This is a genomic window from Larsenimonas rhizosphaerae, from assembly GCF_023700005.1.
Taxonomy (GTDB): Bacteria; Pseudomonadota; Gammaproteobacteria; order Pseudomonadales; family Halomonadaceae; genus Larsenimonas; species Larsenimonas rhizosphaerae.
Genome location: NZ_JAMLJK010000001.1, coordinates 235,405 through 261,200 on the forward strand (window position 1 = coordinate 235,405; position 25,796 = coordinate 261,200).

24 protein-coding genes are annotated in these 25,796 nt (G+C 60.6%); 8 read left to right on the plus strand and 16 right to left on the minus strand.

Features of this window, described 5'->3' with window-relative positions; translation table 11 throughout:
* Positions 1-51: 51 nt before the first annotated feature.
* From NAT21_RS01060 to rutA, 6 genes are all read right to left on the minus strand, one after another.
* Positions 52-1,554 (minus strand): NCS1 family nucleobase:cation symporter-1, encoded by a 1,503-nt coding sequence (locus NAT21_RS01060; protein WP_250934993.1) that lies wholly within the window; start codon positions 1,552-1,554, stop codon positions 52-54.
* Positions 1,555-1,644: 90 nt separating this feature from the next.
* Positions 1,645-2,184, minus strand: coding sequence for a flavin reductase (locus NAT21_RS01065; RefSeq protein ID WP_250934995.1), 540 nt, complete (start codon positions 2,182-2,184; stop codon positions 1,645-1,647).
* On the minus strand, positions 2,181-2,990 hold the full coding sequence (gene rutD / locus NAT21_RS01070) for a pyrimidine utilization protein D (protein WP_250934996.1): 810 nt from the start codon (positions 2,988-2,990) through the stop codon (positions 2,181-2,183). Before rutD ends, NAT21_RS01065 begins: the two co-directional genes overlap by 4 nt.
* A gap of 35 nt (positions 2,991-3,025) precedes the next feature.
* Positions 3,026-3,412 carry a pyrimidine utilization protein C gene (gene rutC / locus NAT21_RS01075; protein WP_250934997.1) on the minus strand — a complete coding sequence of 129 codons (387 nt, stop codon included), beginning with the start codon at positions 3,410-3,412 and terminating at the stop codon, positions 3,026-3,028.
* A 26-nt stretch (positions 3,413-3,438) separates the two neighbouring features.
* The gene (gene rutB / locus NAT21_RS01080) at positions 3,439-4,194 is read right to left on the minus strand and encodes a pyrimidine utilization protein B (protein ID WP_250934998.1); all 756 of its coding nucleotides are present in this window, start codon (positions 4,192-4,194) and stop codon (positions 3,439-3,441) included.
* On the minus strand, positions 4,191-5,294 hold the full coding sequence (gene rutA, locus NAT21_RS01085; protein WP_250934999.1) for a pyrimidine utilization protein A: 1,104 nt from the start codon (positions 5,292-5,294) through the stop codon (positions 4,191-4,193). The genes rutB and rutA overlap by 4 nt, the downstream gene beginning before the upstream one ends.
* Before the next feature lie 339 nt (positions 5,295-5,633).
* Here rutA and rutR point away from each other — a divergent pair, with 339 nt between their 5' ends.
* Complete coding sequence (gene rutR, locus NAT21_RS01090; protein WP_250935000.1) at positions 5,634-6,281, plus strand: HTH-type transcriptional regulator RutR; 648 nt, start codon at positions 5,634-5,636, stop codon at positions 6,279-6,281.
* A 49-nt stretch (positions 6,282-6,330) separates the two neighbouring features.
* On the opposite strand, the gene NAT21_RS01095 is transcribed toward rutR, so the two are convergent.
* Positions 6,331-6,921, minus strand: coding sequence for a malonic semialdehyde reductase (locus NAT21_RS01095; RefSeq protein WP_250935001.1), 591 nt, complete (start codon positions 6,919-6,921; stop codon positions 6,331-6,333).
* A gap of 235 nt (positions 6,922-7,156) precedes the next feature.
* Positions 7,157-8,533 (minus strand): NAD-dependent succinate-semialdehyde dehydrogenase, encoded by a 1,377-nt coding sequence (locus NAT21_RS01100; protein WP_250935002.1) that lies wholly within the window; start codon positions 8,531-8,533, stop codon positions 7,157-7,159.
* Positions 8,534-8,882: 349 nt separating this feature from the next.
* On the opposite strand from NAT21_RS01100, the gene NAT21_RS01105 reads away from it, so the two are divergent.
* Entirely contained in the window at positions 8,883-10,403 is a 1,521-nt protein-coding gene (locus tag NAT21_RS01105) for a carboxylesterase/lipase family protein (protein WP_250935003.1), read from the plus strand.
* 37 nt (positions 10,404-10,440) lie between these two features.
* Here NAT21_RS01105 and pyrC read toward each other — a convergent pair whose 3' ends face one another.
* Together pyrC and NAT21_RS01115 are read right to left on the minus strand one after the other, a co-directional pair.
* Positions 10,441-11,493, minus strand: a complete 1,053-nt coding sequence (gene pyrC / locus NAT21_RS01110) for a dihydroorotase (protein WP_250935005.1) — start codon at positions 11,491-11,493, stop codon at positions 10,441-10,443.
* 61 nt (positions 11,494-11,554) lie between these two features.
* Positions 11,555-12,619, minus strand: coding sequence for an acyltransferase family protein (locus tag NAT21_RS01115; protein WP_250935007.1), 1,065 nt, complete (start codon positions 12,617-12,619; stop codon positions 11,555-11,557).
* A 278-nt stretch (positions 12,620-12,897) separates the two neighbouring features.
* On the opposite strand from NAT21_RS01115, the gene NAT21_RS01120 reads away from it, so the two are divergent.
* A complete protein-coding gene (locus NAT21_RS01120; RefSeq protein ID WP_250935009.1) occupies positions 12,898-14,094 on the plus strand; it encodes an MFS transporter in 1,197 nt (398 codons plus the stop codon).
* Between the two features lie 40 nt (positions 14,095-14,134).
* Here the strand turns inward: NAT21_RS01120 and NAT21_RS01125 are convergent, their stop codons facing one another.
* A complete protein-coding gene (locus tag NAT21_RS01125; protein WP_250935011.1) occupies positions 14,135-15,103 on the minus strand; it encodes a metallophosphoesterase in 969 nt (322 codons plus the stop codon).
* A gap of 374 nt (positions 15,104-15,477) precedes the next feature.
* Here NAT21_RS01125 and NAT21_RS01130 point away from each other — a divergent pair, with 374 nt between their 5' ends.
* Together NAT21_RS01130 and NAT21_RS01135 are read left to right on the plus strand one after the other, a co-directional pair.
* On the plus strand, positions 15,478-16,665 hold the full coding sequence (locus tag NAT21_RS01130; RefSeq protein ID WP_250935014.1) for an aldose epimerase family protein: 1,188 nt from the start codon (positions 15,478-15,480) through the stop codon (positions 16,663-16,665).
* A 19-nt stretch (positions 16,666-16,684) separates the two neighbouring features.
* Positions 16,685-16,912 carry a hypothetical protein gene (locus NAT21_RS01135; protein ID WP_250935016.1) on the plus strand — a complete coding sequence of 76 codons (228 nt, stop codon included), beginning with the start codon at positions 16,685-16,687 and terminating at the stop codon, positions 16,910-16,912.
* A gap of 234 nt (positions 16,913-17,146) precedes the next feature.
* Here NAT21_RS01135 and NAT21_RS01140 read toward each other — a convergent pair whose 3' ends face one another.
* Both NAT21_RS01140 and NAT21_RS01145 read right to left on the minus strand, forming a co-directional pair.
* On the minus strand, positions 17,147-18,175 hold the full coding sequence (locus tag NAT21_RS01140; RefSeq protein WP_250935018.1) for a methionine synthase: 1,029 nt from the start codon (positions 18,173-18,175) through the stop codon (positions 17,147-17,149).
* A gap of 40 nt (positions 18,176-18,215) precedes the next feature.
* Positions 18,216-19,199, minus strand: a complete 984-nt coding sequence (locus tag NAT21_RS01145) for a DUF1852 domain-containing protein (RefSeq protein WP_250935020.1) — start codon at positions 19,197-19,199, stop codon at positions 18,216-18,218.
* A gap of 374 nt (positions 19,200-19,573) precedes the next feature.
* Between NAT21_RS01145 and NAT21_RS01150 the strand changes: the two genes are divergently transcribed.
* Positions 19,574-21,037 carry a methylenetetrahydrofolate reductase C-terminal domain-containing protein gene (locus tag NAT21_RS01150; protein WP_250935022.1) on the plus strand — a complete coding sequence of 488 codons (1,464 nt, stop codon included), beginning with the start codon at positions 19,574-19,576 and terminating at the stop codon, positions 21,035-21,037.
* Between the two features lie 63 nt (positions 21,038-21,100).
* Here NAT21_RS01150 and NAT21_RS01155 read toward each other — a convergent pair whose 3' ends face one another.
* Together NAT21_RS01155 and NAT21_RS01160 are read right to left on the minus strand one after the other, a co-directional pair.
* On the minus strand, positions 21,101-21,598 hold the full coding sequence (locus NAT21_RS01155) for a GNAT family N-acetyltransferase (RefSeq protein ID WP_250935025.1): 498 nt from the start codon (positions 21,596-21,598) through the stop codon (positions 21,101-21,103).
* Between the two features lie 111 nt (positions 21,599-21,709).
* Positions 21,710-22,576 (minus strand): SDR family oxidoreductase, encoded by an 867-nt coding sequence (locus NAT21_RS01160; RefSeq protein ID WP_250935027.1) that lies wholly within the window; start codon positions 22,574-22,576, stop codon positions 21,710-21,712.
* A gap of 192 nt (positions 22,577-22,768) precedes the next feature.
* Between NAT21_RS01160 and NAT21_RS01165 the strand changes: the two genes are divergently transcribed.
* Positions 22,769-23,965 carry a multidrug effflux MFS transporter gene (locus NAT21_RS01165; protein ID WP_250935029.1) on the plus strand — a complete coding sequence of 399 codons (1,197 nt, stop codon included), beginning with the start codon at positions 22,769-22,771 and terminating at the stop codon, positions 23,963-23,965.
* A gap of 72 nt (positions 23,966-24,037) precedes the next feature.
* Entirely contained in the window at positions 24,038-24,586 is a 549-nt protein-coding gene (locus NAT21_RS01170) for an O-acetyl-ADP-ribose deacetylase (RefSeq protein WP_250935031.1), read from the plus strand.
* A gap of 64 nt (positions 24,587-24,650) precedes the next feature.
* Here the strand turns inward: NAT21_RS01170 and NAT21_RS01175 are convergent, their stop codons facing one another.
* On the minus strand, positions 24,651-25,772 hold the full coding sequence (locus tag NAT21_RS01175; RefSeq protein WP_250935033.1) for a hypothetical protein: 1,122 nt from the start codon (positions 25,770-25,772) through the stop codon (positions 24,651-24,653).
* Positions 25,773-25,796 lie beyond the last annotated feature (24 nt).

Here is a 25,796-nt window from a genome sequence, read left to right on the forward strand (position 1 = left end):
AGACCTTGAACAACCGCCGTCACATGACGGCGGTTTCATTGAATATGCGGTTCAGGCGGAGGTGGCCGGCCGGGTATCGAAGGCCTCCCTTCGGTGCTCCAGGGCCCTGCCTGCGACATAATATACGGCGGCTCCCATCGCCGATCCGGTAAACCACCCGTAGTCATGGAGCCAGCTCCAGACGCCGGTCGCAAGTGACAGCAGCATCAGGGCCACGGGCAGGCCAAAGGCAATGAACCCGGCCATGTTGACGTTCGGGTAGCGGCCGCCCTCACGGTAAAGGCTGATGACATCCAGCTGCTGGCGCTTGATCAGAAAATAATCCACCACCATGATGCCGGCTATCGGCCCCAGCAGGCTTGAATAGCCCAGCAGCCAGTTGGAATAGAGGCTTTCAAGGGTCACGCTCGAGACAATCACACCGGCCTTCTGCAGCAGGTCGTACCCCATCAGCAGCGTACCGATTCCGCCGGTCATCAGGACACCTCGGGTGCGGTTGATCACCCTGGGGGCGATGTTCTGGAAGTCATTGGTCGGCGAGACGATATTGCCGGCGGTGTTGGTGGAGAGGGTCGCAATCACGATCAGGATCATGGCGATGGAGACCCATATCGGGCTGTCGATGTGGCCGATCAGCGTGACCGGGTCAGCGACCGTTTCACCCACCAGTGATGCCGAGGCGGCGGTCAGTACCACTCCCAGTGCGGCAAACAGGAACATCGTCAGCGGCAGTCCGATGACCTGACCGATGATCTGATCCTTCTGGCGGCAGGCGAAGCGGCTGAAATCGGGGATGTTGAGCGACAGGGTTGCCCAGAAGCCGACCATCGCCGTGAGGCCGGACAGGAAGTATGGCGTGACCGAGGCGCCTTCGGGCCGGGCGGGCGGCGTGTCCAGCAGCTCTCTCAGCGAGATATGCGGCAGTGCCCAGACCAGCAGCCCCACGGCGACCAGCAGCAACAGCGGTGCCGACAGGGTTTCCAGCCACTTGATGGAGTCCGCACCACGGATCACGACCCACAGGTTGAGGGCACCGAAGATGAAAAAACCGATCACCTGACCGATCCCGCCCAGGGCCTGCCAGGGCGGAAAAATGGCTGACAGCAGCAGATGAAAGGCCAGACCGCCAAACATGGTCTGGATACCGAACCAGCCACAGCCGACCAGCGCTCGGATCAGGCACGGTACGTTGGAGCCTCGCAGGCCGAATGAGGAGCGCAGCACGACCGGAAACGGAATGCCGTAGCGAGTGCCGGGGAAGGCATTCAGCGTCAGCGGAATCAGCAGGATCACGTTGGCCAGCAGGATCGTCAGCAGCGCTTCGCCCACACTCAGTCCAAAATAGGCAGTGAGTACGCCGCCCAGCGTATAGGTCGGTACACAGATCGACAGGCCGACCCAGAGCGCGGCGACGTTCCATGTCGTCCAGGTTCGCTCGCGGGCCTGGGTGGGGGCGATGTCATCATTGAAAAGGGCGCTGTTACGAACGTCGTCGCCGAGCGTGAGTTCGACCTTGCCGTCACGTTCGACCATGCGAGACACGGAAGTTGTCATTGTTGGAATCCTGATCGCAAGGGGATGAAAAACCGCCGGCAAGGCACACCAGACAGGCCCGGGGCGCGCCTTGCCCATATCGTTGCAGGGTTATCCGACGCTGGCGACGGACCGTGGGAGCTGGTGATACTGCCGGTTGAAATAAAGCAGGCACTCGTGCGCGTCATGGGTCGACATCGAGACGATTTCGCACAGCATTATCTCGTGTGTGCCTACCGGCATGCGCTGGCTGACCCGGCACTCGAAATGGGCCAGAGCATCTGCCAGCACCGGGGCGCCGGTATCCTGCGTGATCCACTCGGCGTGGTCGAAGCGCATGGCCATCGGGGTCTTGCCCCCGAAGGTATTGGAAACCTCCTGATGGGCGGCGCTCAGCACATTGACACATAGCGTTTCATTGTCGGCAAAGGCCGGGTAGGCCGAGGCGCTGCGGTTGATGCAGACCAGCAGTGTCGGAGGTTCATCGGTCACGCTGCATACGGCCGAGGCGGTAAATCCCGCCCGGCCGCCGGGGCCATCGGTCGTCACTACATTGACGGCGGCCGCCAGATGAGACATCGCTTCGCGAAATGCCCGTGAGGAGATTTCCCGAGGGGCGGTGTGCTGTTCCTGTTGTTGAAGGGCATTCATGAGGCAACTCCTGTTAGCGGGATCAGGGCCGTGTCGTCGGCCAGGTACTGCGTTATCAGTGTGTTGAATGCATCCGGGACGGTCACTGTCAGGCCGTGCCCCCCGTAATCGAACATCACCTGTCGGGCATTGGGCAGCCCTTCGGCAAGACGCTGTGACCGCATGTACGGCACCAGCAGATCGTCACGGGAGGCAATGACCAGCGTGGGCGTGACGATGTCGCCCAGACGGGCATCGATATCAAAGACTGACAGCGCCTCGATGCGGGCCATCACGTTGTCCTTGCCTGGGAAGTGGGCAAGGGCGTGTGCTTCTTCTGCCAGCAGCTGCGTGTGGTGGTTCGACAGCCAGTCGGCGGGATAGAGAAACAGGGGCTGGGCATGCAGGTAGGCCTCGACCCCGCTGTCTCTCAGCAGTGCCCGCCGAACGTGAAAGCAGCGCGCGCTCTGCACGTCCAGGCAGCTCCATGCGTTGATGACAATCAGGCGGTTCAGGCGCGCCGGCGCCATCAGGGCCATCTGCAGACCGACCAGTCCGCCCAGTGCATGCCCCATGACATCCACCTGATCGATCTCCAGCCGGTCAAGCAGGGCCAGCGCCTCCCGGGCCATGTCCTCGATGCGGTAACCGGCCGGCAGGGCCGCCGGGCTCTGGCCGGTACCGAGGTGGTCGTAGATCAGCACGCGATGGGTTCGTGCGAGGGCATCCAGCTGGGGGGCCCAGAAACTGCCGGCACCGCCAAGGCCTGACGACAGCAGAATCGTCGGTGCATCAGGTGACTGACACCCTTGTAGTTCGTAGTGCATGGATCGTCCTCGGTCAGTGGGATGAACGCGTCGCGCTAGTGCGGCACGTGAGCGACCGAGGCAATCTCGATCAGGGCGTCGGGTTTGACCAGACCGCACTGAATGCAGTACCGCGCCGGCTTGTCACCCGGGAAGAACTCGGCGTATACCGCATTGATGGCGGCGTAGTCGTCCCAGTCACGCAGGAAGATCGAATTGAAGGTGATGTCGTCCATGGTGCCCCCGGCGGTTTCGACCACACGCTGAATCAGCTCGAGCACATGGCGTGTCTGCGCGGCGGCGTCACCGACGTGCACCACGTTGTTGTCCTTGTCGAAGGGCAGGGTACCGGACACATAGACAATATTGTCGGCCTGAGTGCCGGGTACGAACGGGGCCAGCGGTGTGCCGGTACCTTCGGGAATGACGCTTGTTTTAGGCATGATGACGTCCTCGGGAAGAAGATGGGTCAGGCGGTTTCGGTGGCCTCGACGCCGATGGATTGACAGGCGGTTTCGAGCGCTTCGACGCTTGAGACCCAGCCAAAGAAGGTTTCAATATTGAACAGGGCCGCCGCCTGGGCTGCGGGCGGCCCGGCCTGGTAGGTGGCGTCCTCGAGCACCGTACCGAAGTACTCGAGGAAAAAGCCGTCGCGCAGTGTCGACTCGACGCAGACGTTGGTGGCAATGCCGGTAAACAGCAGATGGCGAATACCGCGGGCGCGAAGCATGCTGTCCAGCGCTGTATTGAAAAAGCCGCTGTAGCGGGGTTTGGGCAGGACAATATCCCCGGCCTGTGGTGTCAGGGCATCGACCAGGGCGTAGTCCCAGGTGCCCCTGGCCAGAAACCGGCCATCAAGTTCGGGCTGACGGCGCATCGTCTTCAGGGCATTGGACTTGTGCCAGTTGGGTGAGCCGGGGCCACCGGCCTCGACGTACTCCGTATCCCAGCCGTTCTGGAAGAAGATGACCTGGAAACCGGCGGCGCGGGCGGCGCTGATGGCTCGAGCAGTGGCCTCGATCACGGGCCCGGTGGCGCTGACATCGAAACCGGCGAGGTCCAGGTACCCGCCGGCCGAGGCGTAGGCATTTTGCATGTCAACGACGATCAGGGCCGTCTGTGCCCGGGGCAGGGCAATGGCTTCCGGCCGCCCCGGCAGCACGATCTCATCGTCCGACGCGGCGCCGTCGCACCGCACGACCGGTGTGGTGTGCAGCGCGCTCATGAGGCGATCTCCCTCGGCGCCATGGTTGCACCGGTCACATCAACGCGGGTCTTCATCAGCGGCTGTATTTTTTCACCGAAGGTATCGAGACCTTCCAGGAAGTCGTCAAAGGTCAGCATGACCCCGCCCATGCCTTCGACCGTGTCGATTTCATCGAGCATGCGAGCCACGTTCTCGTACGACCCGACCAGCGTGCCCATGTTGAGATTGACCGCCGAGGTCGGATTGGTCATGTGACGGACATTCGTGTCCTTGCCGGAGGTCTTGTCCTGGCCGCCCTGATCCGCCATCCAGTCCAGCGCTTCCTGATCGGCACCTGCCTTGTAGTGTTCCCAGCGGGCCATGGCGGCTTCATCGGTCCTGTCGGCGATGACCATGAACAGCACATAACAGGCGATATCGCGTTCACTGTCCCGGGTGGCTTCATTGAGGCGTTCGGCCGTTTCGGCAAACGCCGTGGGCGTGTTGAGCCCCTTGCCGAAGCAGAAGCTGTAGTCGGCATGTTTGGCGGTAAAGGCCATGCCGGCGTTGGACTGACCGGCGCAGACGATCTTGACGCCCTGCTCGGGGCGCGGGCTCAGTCGGCAGTCGTCCATCTGGAAGAAGTCACCCTTGAAGTCACTCCGGCCGCTTTCAAGCAGCTCGCGCATGACGGTGGTGTATTCGTCCAGATAGGCGTAGCGCTTGCCGAAATACTCATCGCCGGGCCACAGTCCCATCTGGCTGTATTCGGGCTTCTGCCAGCCCGTGACCAGATTGATGCCAAAGCGTCCCGGGGCAATGGAGTCGATGGTGGCTGCCATGCGTGCCGTAATGGCCGGCGGCATGACCAGGGTGGCGGCGGTGGCGTACAGGTTGATTCTGGAGGTAACCGCGGCCAGTCCGGCCATCAGAGTGAATGATTCGAGGGCATGCTCCCAGAATTCGGTCTTTCCGCCGAAGCCGCGCAGCTTGATCATCGACAGTGCGAAATCGAACCCGTAGTACTCTGCCTTCTGGGTGATGGCCTTGTTGAGTTCAAAGGTCGGCATGTATTGCGGTGAATTTTCGGAAATCAGCCAGCCGTTGTTACCGATGGGAATGAAGACACCAAGTTGCATGGGTTACCTCCAGGTCATTGCGGGATGACATGTGCCGGTGGGCCACGACAGGGGGTGTGCACCGGCACTGCATGAAATACATGCCAACAGGCGTGCCAGGTATCGTTTCCCTGTCTGTTTTCAACGGCTTGTCAGGCGGGGCAGGAAATACATCGGACCAAATGGTCCAGGTTATTGTGAGTCAATGAGCAAAAACGGCGCGCATTGCCCTCATTTCGCGCTTTTTTAGCGCATTTGCAGGCGTGCGGCTTCATGATGGTGGCGTGCGGGCCTGAACAGGTCGTCAGTACACCGTAATATTCAGGCACCGGAAGTGGCCTTTGAGGGGCAGGGAGAGACATGAGCGACAGGGGTTCCGCCGCCGGCGGCAAGCGTTCGGCAGACCGTGAAGTGCGCATGCAACGTATACGCCATGCCGCACTTACGCTGTTCTCGCGGTTTGGTGTACGAGGTACCAGTCTGGACGCCATTGCCGAGCAGGCCGGTGTTTCCAAGACCAATCTGCTTTATTACTTTTCATCCAAGGAGATGCTCTACATCTCGGTGATGCAGCAGATTCTGGATACCTGGCTTGCCCCGATGCGGGCGATCAATGCCGATCAGGCGCCGGCGGATGCGATTGCCGATTATATTCGTATCAAGGTCGAGCTGGCCCGGGACCGTGCCGACGCTTCCAGGCTTTTCTGCCTTGAAATGATCCAGGGGGCACCGCTGATCAAGGAGCTGCTGGAGCAGGACCTCAAGGCGCTGGTGGAGGAGAAATCGGCGGTCATCAATGACTGGGTGGCCAGTGGCCGGATCAACCCGGTCGAGCCACATCATCTGCTTTATCTCTTGTGGGGCGCGACGCAGCATTACGCTGACTTTGCGGTGCAGATCAGGGCGGTGTCCGGTCAGGGGTTGGATGACCCGGCCTTTTTCGAGGCCACCGTGCAAACGATTCAGGACATGGTGCTGGGTGGGCTGTTGCCACGCTCGACCCCGTAAGTGATGTACGCAGTCGAGCGCGGCCGCGGGCCATGCTGTCAAGGGCGCATCAGACGAGCTGGCAGGCCTCATCGAAATCAAGGCGAGGCAGGCGCGGTTTCACGCCACTGGCATCGCCGTATCCCAGGTTGATCAGCATGTTGACGGTCCAGTCCGTGCCGGCAAGGAAGGCCTCGTCGATGGCCTTCGGATCAAAGCCTGACATCGGGCCGGTATCCAGCCCCAGGGCCCGCGCGGCCAGAATCAGATAGCCCGCCTGCAGCGAGCTGTTGCGCAGGGCGGTCTGCTCGGCGAAGGCCTCGCTGCCGGTGAACCAGCTGCGGGCATCGGTGTGCGGGAACAGGGTCGGCAACCGATCGTAAAAGCGCTTGTCGTAGGCGACGATCACCGTGCAGGGGGCGGTCGCTGTCTTGTCGGTATTGCCCGACGACACGCACGGCAGCAGTTTTTCCCTGCCGGCTTCCGTACGAACAAAGATGAAACGTGCCGGGCAGCAGTTGGCGGATGTAGGGCCCATTTTCACCAGGTCATAAAGCGTGCGCAGGGTTTCCTCGCTGATCTTTTCCGGCTGCCAGGCGTTGTGAGTATGAGCCTCGAAAAACAGTTGCGACAGCGCGTTATTGTCGAGTGATGACAGCATCGACGTTCTCCTTGTTGTTGTAATCGATATAGGTTTCCAGCACTGGCTACCCTAGCTCGCCGTTCCCCCCGATGCCAGACGTTTGTCGTACCTGCCTGTCCGGCAGGAGGGTGGCGGGCGTCGACGGCTCGGCTTCTGACGTTTGAGCGCGCCGGCAGCCTGACATGAAAAAACCGCCCTCGCAGGAGGGCGGTTTTTTACCATCTGCCCCGGCAGGCGCCGGGGATGCTGCGTATTACTGCGCGATCATCATGGACTTGATGTTGACGAATTCGCGCATGCCGAAGCCACCGTGCTCCCGGCCATAGCCGCTGTCCTTCACGCCGCCGAAAGGCAGGTTGGGCTGAGCAATGTAGTAGCCGTTGATGCTGATCATGCCGGTATCGAAATGATCGCGGGCCAGTTTGACTGCACGCTCTTCATCTTCGGAGAAGATGCCACCGCCCAGGCCATAGACCGAATCATTGGCGATGCGCAGGGCATCGTCTTCATCGGTGGCACGGATCAGTGAGGCGACCGGGCCGAACAGCTCGCCGTCATAGGCCGGCATGCCGGGCTTGACGTCTTCAAGTACCGTGGCCGGGTAGAAGAAGCCTTCCACGTCCGGCAGCTCACCCCCGACAACACAGGTTGCGCCGTTTTCAATCGATTCCTGCACCTGCTGGTGCAGTGCGTCGCGCAGGTCCTTGCGGGCGACCGGACCCAGCTGGGTGTTCTCGTCGGTCGGATCACCGAACGCCACGTTTTTCATCTTCTCGACGAAGGCATCGCGGAACTTGTCATAAACGGCGTCCACCACCACGAAACGCTTGGCGGCGACACAGGTCTGGCCGTTGTTGTAGATACGTCCCATGACGCAGGCGTTGACGGCCTTGTCGATATCGGCATCTTCAAGCACCAGAAAGGCGTCGTTGCTGCCCAGTTCAAGAACGGTCTTCTTGAGCTGCTCGCCGGCGGCGGCGGCAATCTTGCGACCGGTCGCGGCGCTGCCGGTAAAGGTCACGCCACGCACCAGCCTGTGCTCGGTCACCTGGCTTGCCTGCTGGTCCTGGATGTAGAGCACGGAAAAGATGTTTTCCGGCATGCCGGCTTCCTTGAAGATCTCTTCAAGTGCCTCGGCACAGCCCCAGACATTCGGTGCGTGCTTGAGAAGCACCGCGTTGCCGGCCATCAGGTTGGCGATGGCGTAGCGCACGACCTGATAGAACGGGAAGTTCCACGGCTGGATGCCGAAGATAATGCCGATCGGCTGGTAGCTGACCAGCGCCCGTCCACCGTCCAGATCACGCTCTTCATCGGCAAGCACCTTTTCGGCATTGTCGGCGCTGTAATCGCAGATGGCCTTGCAGAGATCGATCTCGCCGGGACCCTGACTGATGGGCTTGCCCATCTCTTCCGTCATCAGTTTTACAAGGCGATCCTTGTGGGCGTTCAGGCGCTCACCGACCTTTTTGATCAGCGCGCCACGCTCGCTGATGGATCTGGACTTCCACTCGAGAAATGCCTGGTGGCTTTGCTCGATCTTCTGTTGAAGTGCTTCATCGGTGATGGTGTCAAATTCGCGAATGGCCTTGCCGGTCGCCGGATTGATAGTAGTTACTGTATTAGGCACAGCACGCTCCCTGTGGTGTGAATCAAGATTTCCAATGACCCCAGCATGGTAGATCGCGCGCGATTTGCCAAACTCATTCCTGCTCAACTCTTGCCTGATCCTCCAGGCGGGCTTCAGTGTTCCTGTCGAGGCAATGTGCTCCGAGACCTGTGCGATGACTCTCGTGCCGTTTTGAAACCGACTGAATCCGGTCATTTCGCATCGGCGCAGGCGAACTCGGACAGGGCGACTATAGTCGTAACCCTTGAATGGATGATCTGGAGAGCAGGGAATGCGGGCAGTCACAGGAGTAGTCGTTGCGGCTGCACTTCTTTTGGGCGTAACAGCGGCGAATGCCACGGAGCGAGCCATGAAACGACTTGATGACGGGATAGTGAAGGGGGAGGTGACCGACCAGGCGCGCGTATTCAGGGGCATTCCCTTTGCGGCGCCACCGGTCGGAGCACGACGCTGGCAGCCGCCACATCCGGTAACCCCCTGGGAAGGGGTGCGGGATGCCACGGCCTTTTCGCCCAGCTGCCTGCAGACGCCCATGGCCGGCGATGAGGCCCCCCTGGCGGGCAATCTTTCCGAGGATTGTCTGTACCTCAATGTCTGGCAGCCGAAGGATGACGCGGAGAATCACCCGGTGATGGTCTGGATTCACGGGGGCGGATACGTCAACGGCGGGAGTGCTGCTCCCGTGTATGACGGCAGTGCCTTTGCCCGTGATGGTGTTGTGCTGGTCAGTATCAATTATCGGCTGGGGCGCTTCGGTTTTTTTGCACATCCGGCCCTGACCGCCAGTGAGTCCGGTCCGAAGGGTAATTACGCGATCATGGATCAGATGGCAGCCCTGGCCTGGGTGCAGCGTAATATTCGAAAATTTGGCGGTGACCCTGACAATGTGACGGTGTTTGGTGAATCCGCCGGTGGTAATTCGGTGCTGTATCTGGCCAGTCAGCCAAAGGCACGGGGGCTGTTCAGCAAGGCGGTGGTCATGTCCGGCGGTGGGCGCGATCTGATGGGGCCGATATATCCACTGGAACATGATGACACACCGTCGGCCCAGGACAGCGACGCACCGCATTCCGCCGAGGATTTCGGCCTTAATTTCGCTCGGCAGCATGGTATCGAAGGGACGGATGAGGCGGCGCTGAAGGCACTGCGTGACCTGCCGGCGCAGCAGGTGGCCGGTGAGCTCAACATGCCGACCCTGGCCTCCGAGCGTATCGAGAAGAAAACCTACGTGGGCGGGCCCTTCGTGGATGGCGATGTCATCGTTGACAGTGTTCAGCATCGGTTCATGAACACGGCGCAGTTTCAGGTGCCGCTGTTGATCGGCACGACGGATAACGATCTGGGCGCCATGGGCGCTGATTCAAGGGAGGCGTTGTTTTCGCGCTTCAAGGGCGCTGCCGATCAGGCCCGGGCCCTGTATGACCCCAGTGGTACGGCTGAACTGCATGATCTGTCCCGTCGCATCGGGCGTGATGTAAAAATGACCGAGCCCGCTCGCTTCATCGCCAGACAGGCCATTGCCGGAGGGCAGGCGACCTGGCTGTACCGCTTCGGCCATGTGGCCACGCCCATGCGCGGCCGGTGGAACGGTGCCCCCCATGCCACGGATATCCCCTACGCCTTTGATACGCTGGCTACCCGCTTCGGGGCCGAACAGGTCAGCGAGGAAGATGCCGCCGCTGCCCGGGCCTTTCACACTTACCTGGTCAACTTTGCCCGGCAGGGAGATCCCAATGGGGCCGCGGTGCCCGAGTGGCCGCGTTATGATACCAATACGGCTCCCCTGATGATCTTTCCCGAGCGGGCGGCACCGTCGGCGTCGCCTGACCCGTGGCAGACGGCCCTGGATCTGGTGGAGGGGCTTCACTAACTCCCGGGCCGCGCCCGATCCGGGCGCGGCCTGGAGGTCAGTCGTCCCGTTTCACGGACCAGCTGAGATGCTCACCGGCCTTGTAGGGCACAAACATCTGCTCGCCCTGACCGATGTGGTCCGCCATGAGGGTCGGCGTGCGGGTCAGGGTAACGGTCCCCTCATTGCGGGGCAGGCCGTAGAAGGCCGGCCCGTTGTCGGAGCAGAAGGCTTCAAAGTGCTGCAGTGCGTTTTCCTGTTCGAAGACATCTGCATATACCGACAGGGCGGCAGACGTATTGAATACGCCGGCGCATCCACAGCTTGTTTCCTTGGCGGCGACAACATGGGGCGCGGAATCGGTACCCAGGAAAAAGCGGGGATGGCCACTGGCGACGGCCTGACGAAGCGCGGCCTGGTGCTCGGCTCGTTTCAGAATCGGCAGGCAGTAAAGGTGCGGACGAATGCCGCCCACCAGCATGTCATTGCGGTTTTGCGCCAGATGCTGCGGCGTCAGTGTGGCGGCCAGAAATTCATCACCGTCCTGCACGAACTGGGCGGCCTCTTTGGTCGTGATGTGCTCGAACACGACCTTCAATTCGGGGAAACGCTGCCGAATGCCGCTCATTACGTCATCAATGAAGTACTTTTCCCGGTCGAAGATATCGATGTCGCCACGGGTGACTTCACCATGAACCAGCAGTGGCATGCCGATGCGTTGCATGGTGTCCAGCAGCGGGTAGATATCGGCCACATCCCTGACACCATGGCTCGAGTTGGTCGTGGCATTGGCAGGATAGAGCTTGGCGGCGGTCAGAATGCCCTGCTCATGGCCGTGTACCAGGGTGTCACGGGTCACGTGTTCATTGAGGTAGCAGGTCATCAGGGGAGTGAAATCGTGGCCTTCGGGCAGGGCGGCCAGAATGCGCTCCCGGTAGCTACGGGCCATCTCGAGGGTGGTAATGGGCGGTGCCAGATTGGGCATGACGATGGCCCGGGCAAACAGCTGGCTGGTATGGGGCAGTACGGTGTTCAGCGTGTCGCCATCGCGCAGGTGCAGGTGCCAGTCATCGGGACGACGAATGGTGAGGGTCTGGGGGGCGGTGGTCATGGGGGCTCCTGGGCAGGGAAATGAACGCGGCTCATCATACCAGAGCCCCCGGTGCGTGCGATTATTCCTGAACGGAACGCTGCATCGACAGCCGTGGCAGGTCGAACAGGGCCTTGAGCGGTCCGCGGTTGATCAGACTGTACGCCAGCAGGGAGAGCCCCAGGACGACAAATCCAAGCAGCAGCGGCAGACCGGCAAACAGCAGCGACCCCTGCAGGGTGTCGACGGACAGTGCACTGAACGCGAGCGCCATCGGATAAATCAACAGCATGTGCAGCACGTATACCGGCAGCGTGCGCTGGCCCAGGGCCTGAAACCAGCCGAGTGACCACCGCTTGAGTATCAGGCTCAGCATGTCGATGCTGATCGATACCATCAGGCACGACATGATGAGCTGGGTGACCGGGTGATAGAACAGGTCGAGCTGACGCCCGGCAAGCATCACGATCGGCAGGACGATCAGCGTTCCCAGCAGCCGAGGCAGTTTTACATCCGCGTAATAGCGCTCGATCCAGGGCTTGCCGAAGCAGCCTGCGGCGTAGAAGAACCCATAGCCGATGAGCTTCGAGAAATTGGTGATATCGGTGAGCCGGTCGGCCCCGAGGTAGAGCGCAAACAGGGCGCCGAGCAGAATGAGCGGCTGGCCTTTGAGGGCCTTGCAGAGCGTGAAGTAGACCACGAGTGCATAGAGGTACCAGATGGTGTTATCGGCCAGAAGCAGGTGGGCCAGATAGTCGACCGGTCCGGCAATGGTTGCTTCCAGCACATCAGGGGCGAACGCGCCGGCGAGCCAGGTCTTGAACAGCAGCAGAATCGAGGCCCAGAGGATGTACAGCCAGCCCAGCATCAGAATGCGCGATGCCAGACTGTGGCTCCAGGGCCGTCTGGTGATGGCCGAGTGAGCCAGAAAGCCGGAGATGACAAAAAACAGCGGCATCCTCAGCGGCTGAAACAGTGTCAGCAGGCCGGTCCAGTAGACATCCAGCGGCATGTGGGTATAGGTGGCCTCATTGAACGCGCCGGTGGCGACGTGCCAGAGAATGACCATGAATATACAGGCGCCCTTGGCGGCATCGATCCAGGCGATTCTGGCAGGTGAGGCAGTAGCAGTATTGTGTGACGTCATGGGGGGTGCGCTAATGGTGGGTAATTATACGACCATTGTCGCACGTCTTTCCGCGTGCGTCCGTGCTGATCATTTCAACGTCATCGTTTCACGTTCGGTGCGCCTGAGCGAGCCTCTGATGTGCCCCTGTCGTGGCCAGTGACGTGAGCGGCGGTTTGCCTGCCCCGGAGCGTGGTATCACGCCTCGTGCGCTTTCGACTGCATGTGCCGGCCAGGCGGCAGGGCGTCTATGCTGTGTCCTGGTATATGCCACCCCACAGGATGCTCACGAGACCGATATGCCCCATCGACTTGCCCATTCATTGAGCGGTGCACGCGGCCTGGCCGCCATCGCGTTCGTATTCACCGTGACGATGCTGGGCACCACACTGCCCGCACCGCTGTATCCGATCTATGAGCAGCAGTTCGGTTATTCGGCCCTGATCATCACGGTAATCTTTGCCACTTACGCCGTGGGTGTATTGCTGGCGCTGGTGGTCAGCGGGCCCTGGTCGGATCAGCTGGGGCGGCGCCCCATGCTGGCTGTGGGGCTGGTATGCGCCCTGGCAAGCAACCTGTTTTTCATGAGCGATGGGACGCTCTGGTGGCTGCTGGCAGGGCGTTTTCTGTCCGGTCTGTCGGCAGGGCTTTTTACCGCGACGGCCACCGTGGCCGTGATCGAGCTGGCTCCGGAGCGCCTCAAAAATCGGGCGGCCATTATCGCCACGGCCGCCAACATGGGTGGGCTGGGGCTGGGGCCTCTGACTGCCGGAGCGCTGGCGCAGTATCTGCCGTCGCCCCTGGTCCTTCCCTACGCTGTGCATACCCTGCTGATCGTCGTGGCGGGCGGGCTGTTGTGGCAGTGCCATGAAACCGTCACCCGCCCGGACAGGCCTCGGCTGCATCGCCAGTCATTCAGTGTGCCCCGAGAGGTTCGGGCCGTATTCATTCCCGCCTCGATTGCCTGCTTCGCGGGCTTTTGCGTCATGGGGCTGTTCACCTCACTGGTGCCCAACCTGATGGGCCAATTGCTGCACATTGATAATCACCTGGTGGTCGGGGCCTCCATCTTTCTGCTGTTCATGGGCTCGACCCTGGGGCAGATGATTCAGCGCAGGTTGCCGGCGCACCTTCGTCTGCCCCTGTCCACGTTCACGTTGCTGGTCGGGCTCGGGTGTCTGCTGGTGGCGATAATGACCGGGCAGTTCGGGTGGCTCATTACCAGCGCCGTGATGGCCGGTACCGGGCAGGGAGGTTCCTTTGGCGCCAGCATCTCGACAGTGGCGGGGCAAAGCCCAAAAGCGCAGCGCGGGGAGGTGACGGCACTGTTGTTCGTGGTGGCCTACGTGGCACTGTCGCTGCCGGTGGTCGGGCTGGGTCTGGCAGTGACGCTCATGGGGCTGAAAGCCGCTGGCCTGTTGTTTACCGGCCTTGTCATGGTACTGGCCGCAGTTGCGCTGGCGGGATTGCTGCGCCTGCGGCACAGCCAGACCTGAGCGTTTTCAGTGAGCCGTCGTCCCGGAATGAGGAAGGAGCCTATTGTGCTGTACCGTTGCCCTGAAGGGTAAACATCGTCAGTTCCGGTGGGGCATCGATACGAATCGGCACCATGCTGAAGCCGATCCCGCGATTGACGTACAGCCTGTTGCCCGGCGCGCCATAGTCCTCCTCGATCCAGCCATCGGTATGTGCCGGGCCGGATTGAAACAGGCTCATCCAGCTCCACTGTGGCAGACCGGGCAGGCGCATCTGCCCGCCATGCGTGTGGCCGGCCATGGCCAGCGGCGCCGTATGGGCAGGAAAATCGGGAAATGACGCCGGGTTGTGCATGACGACAAGGCGGGCAGCGTCGCCCGGCAGGGTTTCAAGGGCCTGTTCCACGTGATCATTGCCGGCGTAGTGCGAGCCGATACCCACCAGATAAAGGGGCTGGTCCGTGGTATTGCTGTCTGGAAGTGACAACGGTACTGCCCGGTTCTGGAGCACGGTAATGCCGGCCTGTTGGATGCGTTTTTTCACGGCATCGGCAATGAATCCCAGGCGGGCATCATGGGGAGAGGCCATGGCGTAATCATGGTTGCCCAGCACCGCATGAACAGGAATACCGGCCTCCACCAGAGGCTTCAATCGCGCCAGGGTGGTATCCAGTGACATGAGGGTTTTTTGCTCATTGGCCGTGTTCAGTGCCCGCTTCGCGGCAGCGGCATCGGATGTATTGGTGGGGTGATAGACAAAGTCGCCGGCAATGATCACGGCAGCCGGGCGCTGCCTGAGGAGGGTCTCGGTAATGGTATCGATCAGCGAGGTGTTATCGAGCCACATGCCGGACTGAAAATCGGCGAGCAGGGCAATCCTGCGCCCTTCCCACGCCCTGGGCAGGTTGGGCACCGTCGCGCTGGTATTACGCTGGTCAAGTGTATAGGGCTCGATCACTACACCCCAGACCAGTGCGGCGAGTAGAGCGAACGCAAGCGTAACCACGATCCGTTTTATAATGCGTGTCATGCCGTTTCGCTCCGAAATGTCTGTGCCGCTGCGGCGGATCGATTCTGACAAGCCGGATGCCAGGATACAACACACCTTTTCGGAACGTGACAGGCTGACCACCTGAAAAGGTCGAACATGATGCGTCGACAGGCCGGTGCGCCCATACCGGGGAATATGTCGGTGTGCCCTGGCCTGGCTCACCCTCTGCAGGATCGCCTGGTTGTCCTCATAACCGAATGTATATCGAAGTATCGGGAAAACGGTATTAGTGGCTTGCCAATCCCCTGGCCTACTGTGGTAGCGAGCACGTTATTGGCACCGCTCAACCAGCGAATGATTATTTCGAATAAAAAGCAGACTGCTGACACAGTCGCACCGCAGGAGCACGTACCATGAAATGGGGAATGTCCTTTTCCTGTCTGGCGCTGGGCGCCAGCCTTGGATTTCTTGCCGCCAATCCGGCCCTCGCCGACGACAGTGGGGCGATGAATACCCCTGAGTCCGTCGAACGTTCGGCATTTGGCACCTTGCCTGACGGGCGCAGGGTCGATCTTTATCGCATCGTCAATGGTAACGGCGTGGAAATGGAAGTGACCAATTACGGTGGCATCATCACGTCACTCAAGACGCCGGACGCTCAGGGCCGGCTCGATGACATCGTGCTGGGCTTTGGCTCACTGGATGGCTATCTATCGGACGCCTATCGTCAATCCAACCCGTATTTCGGGGCGTTGATAGGGCGCTATGGCAACCGGATCGCCGGCGGAACGTTCGAGCTGAACGGTAAAACGTACGATCTGGCCAAAAATGATGGTCCCAACCACCTGCATGGGGGCGACAAGGGATTCAACCGCGTGCTGTGGAACGCCACGCCGTTTGAAAATGACAGCGGTTCAGGGCTGGTGCTGACCTATACCAGTGCTGATGGCGAGGAGGGGTATCCCGGCAAGCTGGACGTCGAGGTGACCTACACACTGACGGATAACAACGAACTGGCCATTGATTACAAGGCCACGACGACCAGGGCGACACCTGTCAATCTGACCCAGCACAGCTATTTCAACCTGGGCGGTGAAGGCAGTGGCGATATTCTGGATCATCAGGTCATGATCAATGCCGACGAGTTCACGCCCATCAATGAGACGCTGATTCCGACCGGTGAAATCAAGTCGGTGAAGGGCACGCCGTTTGATTTTACCAAGGCGACGGCTATAGGGGAGCAAATCAATGACGATAACCAGCAGCTTGTTCGTGCCAGGGGATATGACCACAACTTCGTGATTGATCGCGCGTCAGCAACGGACGACACGCTGGTATTGGCGGCGCGGGTCAGTGACCCTGAAAGCGGCCGTGTCATGGAAGTAGCTACCACCGAGCCGGGCATTCAGTTTTATTCCGGCAACTTTCTGGATGGCACCCTGACCGGCAAGGGAGGCAATGCCTATGGCCATCGCAGCGGCCTTGCGCTGGAAACCCAGCATTACCCGGATTCGCCCAATCAGGCCGACTTTCCTTCTACCATCCTGAAACCGGGCGATACCTATCAGTCCCGTACGGTGTATACCTTCTCGACCGAGTGATTCCATATGTGATTGGAACGTGACACTGCGCCGCCTTTGGGCGGCCTGCATGGTGGATACAGATAAAAACTACTGGTTTCCCTGCGATTCACTGCCGTACACGCAGCTCAACCTGACCTCGCCCGATTTCGAATGGAAAAAGGTGGAATCAGAAGGGCTGGAATTCACGCTCAATAATCGCAAGTCAGGCGAAACGATACCCGGCGCCCACGGCGCCGGTTTTTTATGCTGCCATACAGACCGCTGAAAAACGGCAATAATAAAGGCGCTGCGTTTTTCGCAGGCGCCGGCGGTGGTTCAAAATTACCCGGGGCGATGCCCGAGTCAGGAGGAAACACCCTGCAAACACGCAGTGCCTTTGTTCCGGGCAGTTTTATGGCAGTGGGCATGATCTGGGGCGGCAGCCATGTGGGCAAGGCCGCCGAGACCTGTCTCGATCTGAACACCGCCAAAAAAACCAGACGTTTCAGGCCATCTGAGGTCAGAGGGCAAGCTCTGCTCGAACGATGGCGGCGCCCGCGCTCAAGGCGTTCAACTTTCCTTGTGCCACGGCGCGTGGCAGGGGCGTCATGCCGCAGTTGGTGCAGGGGTACAGCTTGTCGGCATCCACGAATTGAAGCGCCTTTCGCAGGACATTGGCGACCTCCTCGGGTGTTTCGATGGTGTGGGTGGCCACATCGATCGCGCCGACCATCACTTTCTTGCCCCGAATGAGTTCGATCAGCTCCATCGGGACATGGGAGTTCTGGCATTCAAGCGAGACGATATCGATGTTCGACGCCTGCAGTCTGGGAAAGATCTCCTCGTACTGGCGCCATTCCGACCCCAGTGTCTTCTTCCAGTCCGTGTTGGCCTTGATGCCGTAGCCGTAGCAGATATGTACTGCCGTTTCGCACTCGACCCCTTCGATTGCCTTCTCGAGTGCCGCGATGCCCCAGTCGTTCACCTCATCGAAGAAGACGTTAAAGGCCGGCTCATCGAACTGGATGATGTCGACGCCGGCGGCGGCCAGCTCCCGAGCTTCCTGGTTGAGGATCTTCGCGAACTCCCAGGCGAGCTTTTCACGGCTCTTGTAGTGGCCATCATACAGTGTGTCGACCATGGTCATGGGGCCCGGAAGCGCCCACTTGATGGGTTGGTCGGTCTGCTGGCGCAGGAATCTGGCATCGTCGACGAAGACCGGTTTTTCGCGCGCCACGGGGCCAACCACTGACGGCACACTGGCGTCATAGCGATCGCGAATCCTGACGGTCTTGCGTTGCTCGAAATCGACGCCGCTCAAATGCTCGATGAAGGTGGTGACAAAGTGCTGACGTGTCTGTTCGCCATCACTGACGATATCAATGCCGGCCTGCTGCTGATCGTGCAATGATACCCGCAGTGCATCCTGCTTGCCTTCGATCAGTTCCCTGTCCTGCAGTTTCCAGGCAGACCAGAGCGTCTCGGGCTCGGCAAGCCAGGCAGGTTTCGGCAGGCTGCCGGCGGTGGATGTGGGTAACCATTCATTCATGATGTAAAACCTTGTCGATAGAGAATCAGTGGCGGAAGAATCAGGATGCGGGGCGTGAAGACCACTGATCGAGATACGGCTTGTAGGGCTTGATGAAGTGCTCTTCGGCAAACCTGCCCTGCTCTATGCCCAGCCGGTTACGCTCTTCGCGGTCGTAGACGATCGGGGTCAGTGAGTAGTCCGAGTGGTCAAGGCTTGGTTTATAGGCACGGCCCGCCACGGAATTCGCGTTATAGATTTCGGGGCGGTAGATCTTCTGGAACGTGTCCATGGTGCTGATGGTGCTGATGAGTTCCAGATTGGTGTAATCGTTGAGCAGGTCGCCGAAGAAGTAGAACGCCAGTGGTGCGACGCTGCCTTCCGGCATGAAGTAGCGCACGGTCAATCCCATCTTCCTGAAATACGCATCGGTCAGTGAGTAGTCATCCTGCCGGTATTCGACGCCAAGCACCGGGTGTCGGTTGTCCGTGCGGTGGTAGGTCCTGCTGTTGGACACGCTGATGCAGATCACGGGCGGTTTGGTGAAGCAGTCCTTGTAGGCACCGGAATTGATAAAGGAGGTGAACAGATTGCCGTGCAGCGTGCCGAAGTTGTCCGGGATGCTGAAGGTGGTGCGGTTCTTGTTGTGTTCCGGCAGTACGACGCTGAAATCATAGTCCCGGACATACGAGGAAAAATTGTTGCCTGCGACGCCCTCGATGCGTTCACCGGTCTGGCGATCGAGGATGGTGGTCTTCAGGATTTCGATCAACGGCAGGGCATCGCTTGCGCGCGCGGCATGGATCGTCATGTCGACGGACACGATATCAAGTTCGACGGTATAGCGGTTGCCTTCCGGGTTGTCCCAGTGGGCCAGCGCATTGAACCGGTTGTCGATCATTTCAAGCGTTCTGCGCAGGTTCTCCTGGCGCTGTTCTCCCCGGGCCAGATTGGCAAAGTTGGTGGTGGTGCGCGTGCTGTCCGATGGACGATAATGCTCATCGAATCCGATGCGTTTGATGGTAAAGGTAACCTCTTCGCTCATGGCGACCTGCACTCCTGATACCTGAAATTCATGGGTTGCCGGGCCCCGTGTCTTTTCTTTCCGTTCTGTTCGGTCCCGGGTGCGGCTCAAGCGCGCTGGCCTGTTGCCGCGTCAATCCGTTGGCATGCCTGATCTGCACGCGATGGCCGTATCCATGCATCACCCGAGGTAACGGGTGAGCGACGATCGGCGTTTGGAAGGTATTGTCGGTGACGCCTCATCATGAAACAAACTGAATATTTTCAAGATTAAATAGAATCAAATTCATGATTGGGCGATGTCTCCCATCTCATCGAGGTGGCACATGCGGCGCTCAATCGTCATGGGGTCCGGTTTGACAGGGCGTTCGATCCGGCAGCGGAAGGGCAGTGATCATGTTGAGAAAGGCACTTTGCGAACACCGGTTCGTCTGTGTTGTCGAGTTTGTGCCAAGACGTTCTGCCGAGCGCCTGGCAGGCTTTGAACAACTCATGCAGCGCTCAAGCCTGTGCGGCTGGCCGCTGGTCGGGGCCATTGCCGACCGGGTGAGCAGCAACGATGACCTGTCGCCACCAGAGACGTTTTCAAGAGCGGCATGCTCCTTTCCGGCCCTGCTTCACTTTTCCGGCAAGGATCGCGACCGACAGGCGCTACTTGATCAGATGGATCGCATGGACGCCGCCGGTCTGGATCAACTGCTGGTGCTGACGGGCGATCGGGTGGTGGGGCATGAGCCCGGTCAGCCCGTGCGTTATCTGGAGTCCGTTCCTGCACTGGACATCGTCAGGCAGGCCAGGCCGAGCTGGCTGCTCGGTGCCGCCTTGAATCCGTTCAAGTACCAGGAGGACGAGAGCGGGGCGCAGTACCTCAAGGCTGAAAAGAAACTTCTGGCCGGTACCGATTTCCTGACCCTCCAGCTGGGCTTCGATGCCCGGAAGCATCAGGAGGCCCAGACATGGATGCAGCAGCGCACCGCCCCCGTGCACCTGTTGGCCTGTGTCATGGCGTTGACCGCCAGAAGTGCCACGCTCCTGGAGCACGTTCCTGGCGTCACGATTACCCGCTCGATGCACGCGCTGCTTGCCGCAGAAGCGGCGGTTTCCACGGCCTACGCCCGTGAACGCAGTCTTGCGCGTCTGGGGGTGCAGATCATCGGGCTTGAATTGATGGGGTATGCCGGTATCCATCTGTCGGGGATCCACACCCTGGAACAGCTGCACGCGCTGGAAAAAACGATCGATACCCTGAGACTGGAGATCAGGACCCTCGAGCAATGGCGTGCCGCCTGGGAGGCGCACTGGCACATGCCGGACGTGCCTCTCGTAACGTTTCATCCCTCGGAGTCTGGCTGGCAACCGGGCGAGTCCCGATCACGTGCGACCCGAAAGGAGCGTATGCGCTACCACACGCTATCGATGTTCCATTCGCTGTTGTTCAGTCGCACCAATCCGCTGAGTCGAGGCGCTGGCTGGCTGCTCACACGTCGGGTCTGGCGGACGCCCCGCGGCAGGCACTGGCTGCATCGACTTGAGCGGGGGGTGAAACGCCCCCTGGTCGGATGTGATACCTGCGGGACGTGCCGCCTTGAGGACACCTTGTACATCTGCCCCGAAACCTGCCCCAAGGGGCTTGCGAACGGCCCCTGTGGCGGGACTCGGCTTGATCGCTGCGAGTTTGGTGATCGCGAGTGCATACACAGCGTTAAATACAGAACGGCCAGGGCGACCGGGCAGACACGGGTACTGACCGACCGCCTGATTCCGTGCATCGATGCTGACGCGCGCCACCAGAGTTCCTGGCCACAGTGGTTCGATGCCGCGTCACCGCGAACGCCCGGGGATCAGGAACAGAGCCCTTGAGCGTAATGAGTGCATGGCCACAAGGGGGGGCAAACGCGGTAGCCTCGTGGCCTCTCGAGAGGCTTAGCCCTCGCGTATCCGTGCCATCGACAGCGCATCGACCAGCACGCCCTCGCGGCGGGCAAAGTTCCGATGGTGACCTTCCTGTTCGAAGCCTGCGCGGGTGTAAAGCGCGATGGCGGCGGCGTTGTCAGCGTACACGCTCAGCTCGAGCCGGGTCAGGCCCAGCCAGTCATCGGCAAGTTCCAGTGCCGCCCCGAGCAACCGCGTGCCGATGCCCTGGCCGTGAACGGTTTCATCCACACCCATGCCGAGGCTGCCGACATGCCGCCTGCGCGGGCGGTGCTCCTCCAGCAGCAGACTGATCTGGCCGACCAGACGGCCATCGAGCGTCGCGACCAATAGATGCTTGCCCGGTCCTGCCGCCACCTTTTCCGCCCATGCCGATACCGGCATATACGGCAGCCCCAGCGTGTTGCGCTGAAGGGTGGGCTGGGAATAGAGGACGTGAACCGCGGGGATGTCCTCGGGTTCGAGGGCGCGAATGTGAAGAGAGCTCATGGCGATACCAGGGATGTGTCGGGGGACTCCCCCATACTGCCTGATGCGTGATGCATGGCACAAAAAAGGCAGCGCCCATGCGCTGCCTTTTTGACATGCCCCTGAACAGGCTCAGCCGTTCACGACCGTGCCGCCATTCGGATGCAGGGTCTGACCGCTGATGAAGGAGGAATCCAGCGAGGCGAGAAAGACAAAGCACGGGCCGAGTTCGGAGGGCTGTCCGGCGCGGCCCATGGGGGTGCCACTACTGAAATCCTCGAGCATGTCCGGATCGTGGGCGCCAAGGGTCGCCGGCTGGAGGGGTGTCCAGACCGGGCCGGGTGCGACGGCATTTACGCGGATGCCGCGCCCGACCACCTGGTTGGACAGTGAGCGGGTAAAGCTGATGATCGCACCCTTGGTCGCGCTGTAATCAATCAGAAATTCCGGTCCGATGTAGGCGTTGATCGAGGCATTGTTGATGATGGTGTCGTCCTCACCCAGATGGGGAAGGGCGGCCCGGGTCAGGTAGAAAAGGCTGTCGATGTTGGTGGCGAAGGTATTCTTCCACTGTTCATCGCTGAGCTCGGTCATGTCCTTGCTGACCTGCTGGGTGCCGGCATTATTGACCAGTGTGTTCAGCGCGCCGAAGGTATCGATGACCTGACGAATCACGTCGTCACAGACGTCACGCTGGCGGAGGTCGGCTTCAATCAGCAGACACCTTGCCCCTTCGGCCTCCACCAGACGTTTGGCTTCCAGGGCATCCTCCTGCTCTTCTGCCAGGTGGGTAATGGCAACACTGGCCCCTTCGCGCGCAAAGTGGATCGCTGTCGAGCGGCCTATGCCGCTGTCTCCGCCGGTGATCAGCGCGACCTTGCCATCGAGCTTGCCGCTGCCATGATAGCTGTCGCGGATGAACTCCGCCCGGGGTGACATCAACGCTTCACTGCCTGGCAGGGTTTGTTGCTGCGCGTGGATCGTGGTCTTCCTGACCATGGTGACTGCTCCTTTTGATCTCGTGAGGTCTGCACCGCGGTGTATCTGAAAAATGATCGACTACGATGAAAGTAACAAGAGGTGTAGTAGAGACAGGAAGCACTGACAAGCGGCTCGCTCGCTGGAGCGTTGCCGGTTTTGTCGGTATCATATCGTTGACTTTATCAATTAGTATTCTGCCTGCGAGTATTTATGCCCCAATCAACTGTCCCCTTTTCACTGGTGCTTGCCCTGGCCCTGACCATGATGCTGGGGCCTTTCTCCATGGATACCTATCTGCCGGCCTTTCCGGTCATCGGTGAGTCGCTGGGTGTGGGGCAGCAGGCGGTATCATTGAGCGTCTCGGTGTATATCTTCGGGCTGGCGTTCGGACAGCTGGTGGGGGGCGCGTTATCGGATCGGTTCGGCCGACAGCGTATCCTGATGGCGGGTCTGGTGGTCTTTGCGCTTTCAAGCCTGGTCATTGCCCAGGCCGAGACGCTGGGTACGCTGCTGGTCGGGAGGATCTTTCAGGCCTTTGGCGCCGGCTGGGTGCTGGTGTCAGTACCGGCGCTGGTGCGTGACCGGGTCGGGGGGCGTGATGCGGCCAAGCTGTTTTCAATGATGGGCTTTATCATGGTACTGGCCCCTGGTGTTGCGCCCAGTGTTGGCAGCCTGCTGTTGCAATTCGGGTCCTGGCACGTGATTTTCGTGGCGCTGGCGGTATATGCCCTGCTGCTGGTGCCGATGCTGTTACAGGTGGTGTTTCATAAAAACAGACGTGTATCGCGTCAGAAATCGAACCTGAGCATTCTTCAGCGCTACAGGGCTGTGCTGTCCACGCGTCAGGCCCTGCCGTTTATCGTCTGGCAGTCGGCCGCCTTCTCGACCATGATGCTGTTCGTTACCTACGCCTCCTTCATTTATCAGGGGCATTTCGAGCAGACGCCTTCGGCCTTCTCGTTTCTGTTTGCCGCCAATATCATCACCATGCTGTGCTTCAATATTGCCAATCGCATCCTGCTGTCTCGTTTGCCGTCACTGCGCATTCTTCAGCTGGCAACCTGTTGTCAGGCTCTGGGCATGGTGCTGTTGGTACTGGCGACCTTCAACGACTGGGGGCTCTACGGCTTTCTGGCTGCAATGATGCTGACCATTGGTTCGATGGGGGCCATCAGCCCGAACATTCAGGCCTGCTTTCTGGAGTTTTTCCCTCTCAGTGGCGGGACGGCCGCGGCGCTGTTGGGGGCGGCCCAGTTCGGTATTGCCGGCACCGTGTCGGCGCTGTCGGCGCTTTTACCGCATACCCTGGAGGCCCTGATCCTGGCCATGGCCGCCTGTGCGGCAGTTGGTGTGCTGATGTTGCTGCGCTCACTCATCAAGGGGCGGGCCAGCGTGGAAGCCGGGTGAGATCGGCGGCAGTTTCGTGGCGCTCTGACCGGCCACGAAGCGCGAGTCTGCACGAGAGAAGGAGCACATGGGATGAGTCAGTCATGGCGCGCGCGGCTGCGCGTGATCACCGGTGATATTACACACCTGAACGTTGATGCGATCGTCAACGCCGCCAATCGTTCGCTGATGGGAGGTGGCGGCGTCGATGGGGCCATCCATCGTGCAGCGGGGCCTGAGTTGCTCGATGCCTGCAGAAACCTCCGCCGGCAGGACTGGCCTGACGGCCTGCCCGATGGTGACGTGGCGCTGACCGACGGGTTCAAGCTGCCTGCGCGCTACGTGATTCATACCGTTGGCCCGGTATACGCCAGAACGAAAGACAAGTCCCATCTGCTGGCAAACTGCTACCGCAACAGCCTGGCGCTGGCCGCCGAACACGGCTGCACAAGCATTGCCTTTCCCGCCATTTCCACTGGGGTCTATGGCTACCCGTTCGACGATGCTGCCCGGGTGGTGTGTGGCCTGATGGCCGAGGTGCTGCCGAACTATTCCGAGCTTCACGTGACGCTGTGTTTTTTCAGTGACCAGGACGCCCGGGCGTTCCAGACGGTATACGAGCAGGTTCTCGCCGCAGACTGACGCGCCGGCGTTGCCGGAAGCCGGCAATAGGGTTGAACAGTGTCCCGAACAACGGTGTTGGCTGTCAGTGCCAGGCCTGTGTCAGGCGCCGAACCGGCCAAAGGATGCAGCGAGCCAGGCGGGCGAGAATGCTCGATAGCCACAGAGCCGGCAGCAGCACGATGAACCACAGTACGCCCTGGCCCAGCCAGGCCGGCCAGCCCAGTAGCCTGGCCACGTTGACGCCGATGGCGTTGATGAGGGAGGGGTGTGTTACCACCAGCCAGACGGTACTGCCATAGACTGCCCAGCGCACCGTGCGCGAGCCGGCCACCGCTCGGGCGGCGCCGGAGAGCAGTGCACGACGTTCGGTGGTGGTGCCGACCCGTGTGGCCTGTGCGGCGCGCTCGGTGCGAAGCGCTGCGCCCGCACGCAGTGCCTTGACGGTACTGGCGACCACCAGTACATCGAGCCCTGCCGAGGCGATATCCCAGCCGCCGATGGCCTGATCACCCTGGGCCTTGCGCTCCAGCCCACGCAACCCACCGGTGAAAAAATCAGACAGCGCGCTCAGGGTACGCTCGCCCTGCAGCCAGTGCGTCGTGCCGTTTTGGTCAATCACGAACTGGTCCAGAAACCGATAACCCTGGCGATTCAGCAGTGCGATCGCCAGAGCGGCGCGTGCCTCGGGTGAAACCGGCTCGGTCTGGTTCGATGCGTGGTCTTGCTCGACAGGGCCCGGTTCGGCATCACCGGATTCATCCTTCCACCAGCTCGTGAAGGTCGTCGACCAGGCGCTGGCCTTGTCGGCGGCCCAGAGCCGGGCGTTTACCAGCGGCAGCTCGCTGGTTTCGAAGTAATGCACCGGCACCACCGCATCGGCGCCGAATCGGTCGAGCGCGGTTTGAAATCCGGAGTCTAGGCCGTGCTCTATCAATACCCTGCGAGCAATGTCAGGGTGCTTGAGCATGGCCCGCCGTGCGGCCAGCGTCAGTGCTTCATCGCTGCTGTAGGCCAGAAATATCCTGTTAAGGGCAATGCTTTCCGTGTGCAGGTCGGTGGCAATGGCCGGGGAGAGGGCGTTATCGACAGACACTCTGATGAGCTGGTCGGCGAATGGGGTCTTTGTGGCTGTCAGCGTCAGACCGGTGGCCAGCAGTACGGCCAGCCCGAGAATCAGCCATGTTTTCCGCGATATCCGCCTCATGTACGAAAGCCCCCTGAAAATGTC

What these genes read in the sequence shown, in the direction of transcription:
- NAT21_RS01130 (WP_250935014.1), top strand. Translation starts at nt 15,478, where the DNA reads ATGAAATGGGGAATGTCCTTTTCCTGTCTGGCGCTGGGCGCCAGCCTT.
- rutB (WP_250934998.1), bottom strand. Translation starts at nt 4,194, where the DNA reads ATGAGCGCGCTGCACACCACACCGGTCGTGCGGTGCGACGGCGCCGCG.
- NAT21_RS01140 (WP_250935018.1), bottom strand. Translation starts at nt 18,175, where the DNA reads ATGAATGAATGGTTACCCACATCCACCGCCGGCAGCCTGCCGAAACCT.
- NAT21_RS01115 (WP_250935007.1), bottom strand. Translation starts at nt 12,619, where the DNA reads ATGACGTCACACAATACTGCTACTGCCTCACCTGCCAGAATCGCCTGG.
- NAT21_RS01150 (WP_250935022.1), top strand. Translation starts at nt 19,574, where the DNA reads ATGTTGAGAAAGGCACTTTGCGAACACCGGTTCGTCTGTGTTGTCGAG.
- NAT21_RS01095 (WP_250935001.1), bottom strand. Translation starts at nt 6,921, where the DNA reads ATGCTGTCATCACTCGACAATAACGCGCTGTCGCAACTGTTTTTCGAG.
- NAT21_RS01065 (WP_250934995.1), bottom strand. Translation starts at nt 2,184, where the DNA reads ATGAATGCCCTTCAACAACAGGAACAGCACACCGCCCCTCGGGAAATC.
- NAT21_RS01120 (WP_250935009.1), top strand. Translation starts at nt 12,898, where the DNA reads ATGCCCCATCGACTTGCCCATTCATTGAGCGGTGCACGCGGCCTGGCC.
- NAT21_RS01165 (WP_250935029.1), top strand. Translation starts at nt 22,769, where the DNA reads ATGCCCCAATCAACTGTCCCCTTTTCACTGGTGCTTGCCCTGGCCCTG.
- pyrC (WP_250935005.1), bottom strand. Translation starts at nt 11,493, where the DNA reads ATGACCACCGCCCCCCAGACCCTCACCATTCGTCGTCCCGATGACTGG.
- NAT21_RS01160 (WP_250935027.1), bottom strand. Translation starts at nt 22,576, where the DNA reads ATGGTCAGGAAGACCACGATCCACGCGCAGCAACAAACCCTGCCAGGC.
- rutD (WP_250934996.1), bottom strand. Translation starts at nt 2,990, where the DNA reads ATGCACTACGAACTACAAGGGTGTCAGTCACCTGATGCACCGACGATT.
- NAT21_RS01060 (WP_250934993.1), bottom strand. Translation starts at nt 1,554, where the DNA reads ATGACAACTTCCGTGTCTCGCATGGTCGAACGTGACGGCAAGGTCGAA.
- NAT21_RS01170 (WP_250935031.1), top strand. Translation starts at nt 24,038, where the DNA reads ATGAGTCAGTCATGGCGCGCGCGGCTGCGCGTGATCACCGGTGATATT.
- NAT21_RS01125 (WP_250935011.1), bottom strand. Translation starts at nt 15,103, where the DNA reads ATGACACGCATTATAAAACGGATCGTGGTTACGCTTGCGTTCGCTCTA.
- NAT21_RS01105 (WP_250935003.1), top strand. Translation starts at nt 8,883, where the DNA reads ATGAAACGACTTGATGACGGGATAGTGAAGGGGGAGGTGACCGACCAG.
- NAT21_RS01155 (WP_250935025.1), bottom strand. Translation starts at nt 21,598, where the DNA reads ATGAGCTCTCTTCACATTCGCGCCCTCGAACCCGAGGACATCCCCGCG.
- NAT21_RS01145 (WP_250935020.1), bottom strand. Translation starts at nt 19,199, where the DNA reads ATGAGCGAAGAGGTTACCTTTACCATCAAACGCATCGGATTCGATGAG.
- rutR (WP_250935000.1), top strand. Translation starts at nt 5,634, where the DNA reads ATGAGCGACAGGGGTTCCGCCGCCGGCGGCAAGCGTTCGGCAGACCGT.
- NAT21_RS01175 (WP_250935033.1), bottom strand. Translation starts at nt 25,772, where the DNA reads ATGAGGCGGATATCGCGGAAAACATGGCTGATTCTCGGGCTGGCCGTA.
- rutA (WP_250934999.1), bottom strand. Translation starts at nt 5,294, where the DNA reads ATGCAACTTGGTGTCTTCATTCCCATCGGTAACAACGGCTGGCTGATT.
- rutC (WP_250934997.1), bottom strand. Translation starts at nt 3,412, where the DNA reads ATGCCTAAAACAAGCGTCATTCCCGAAGGTACCGGCACACCGCTGGCC.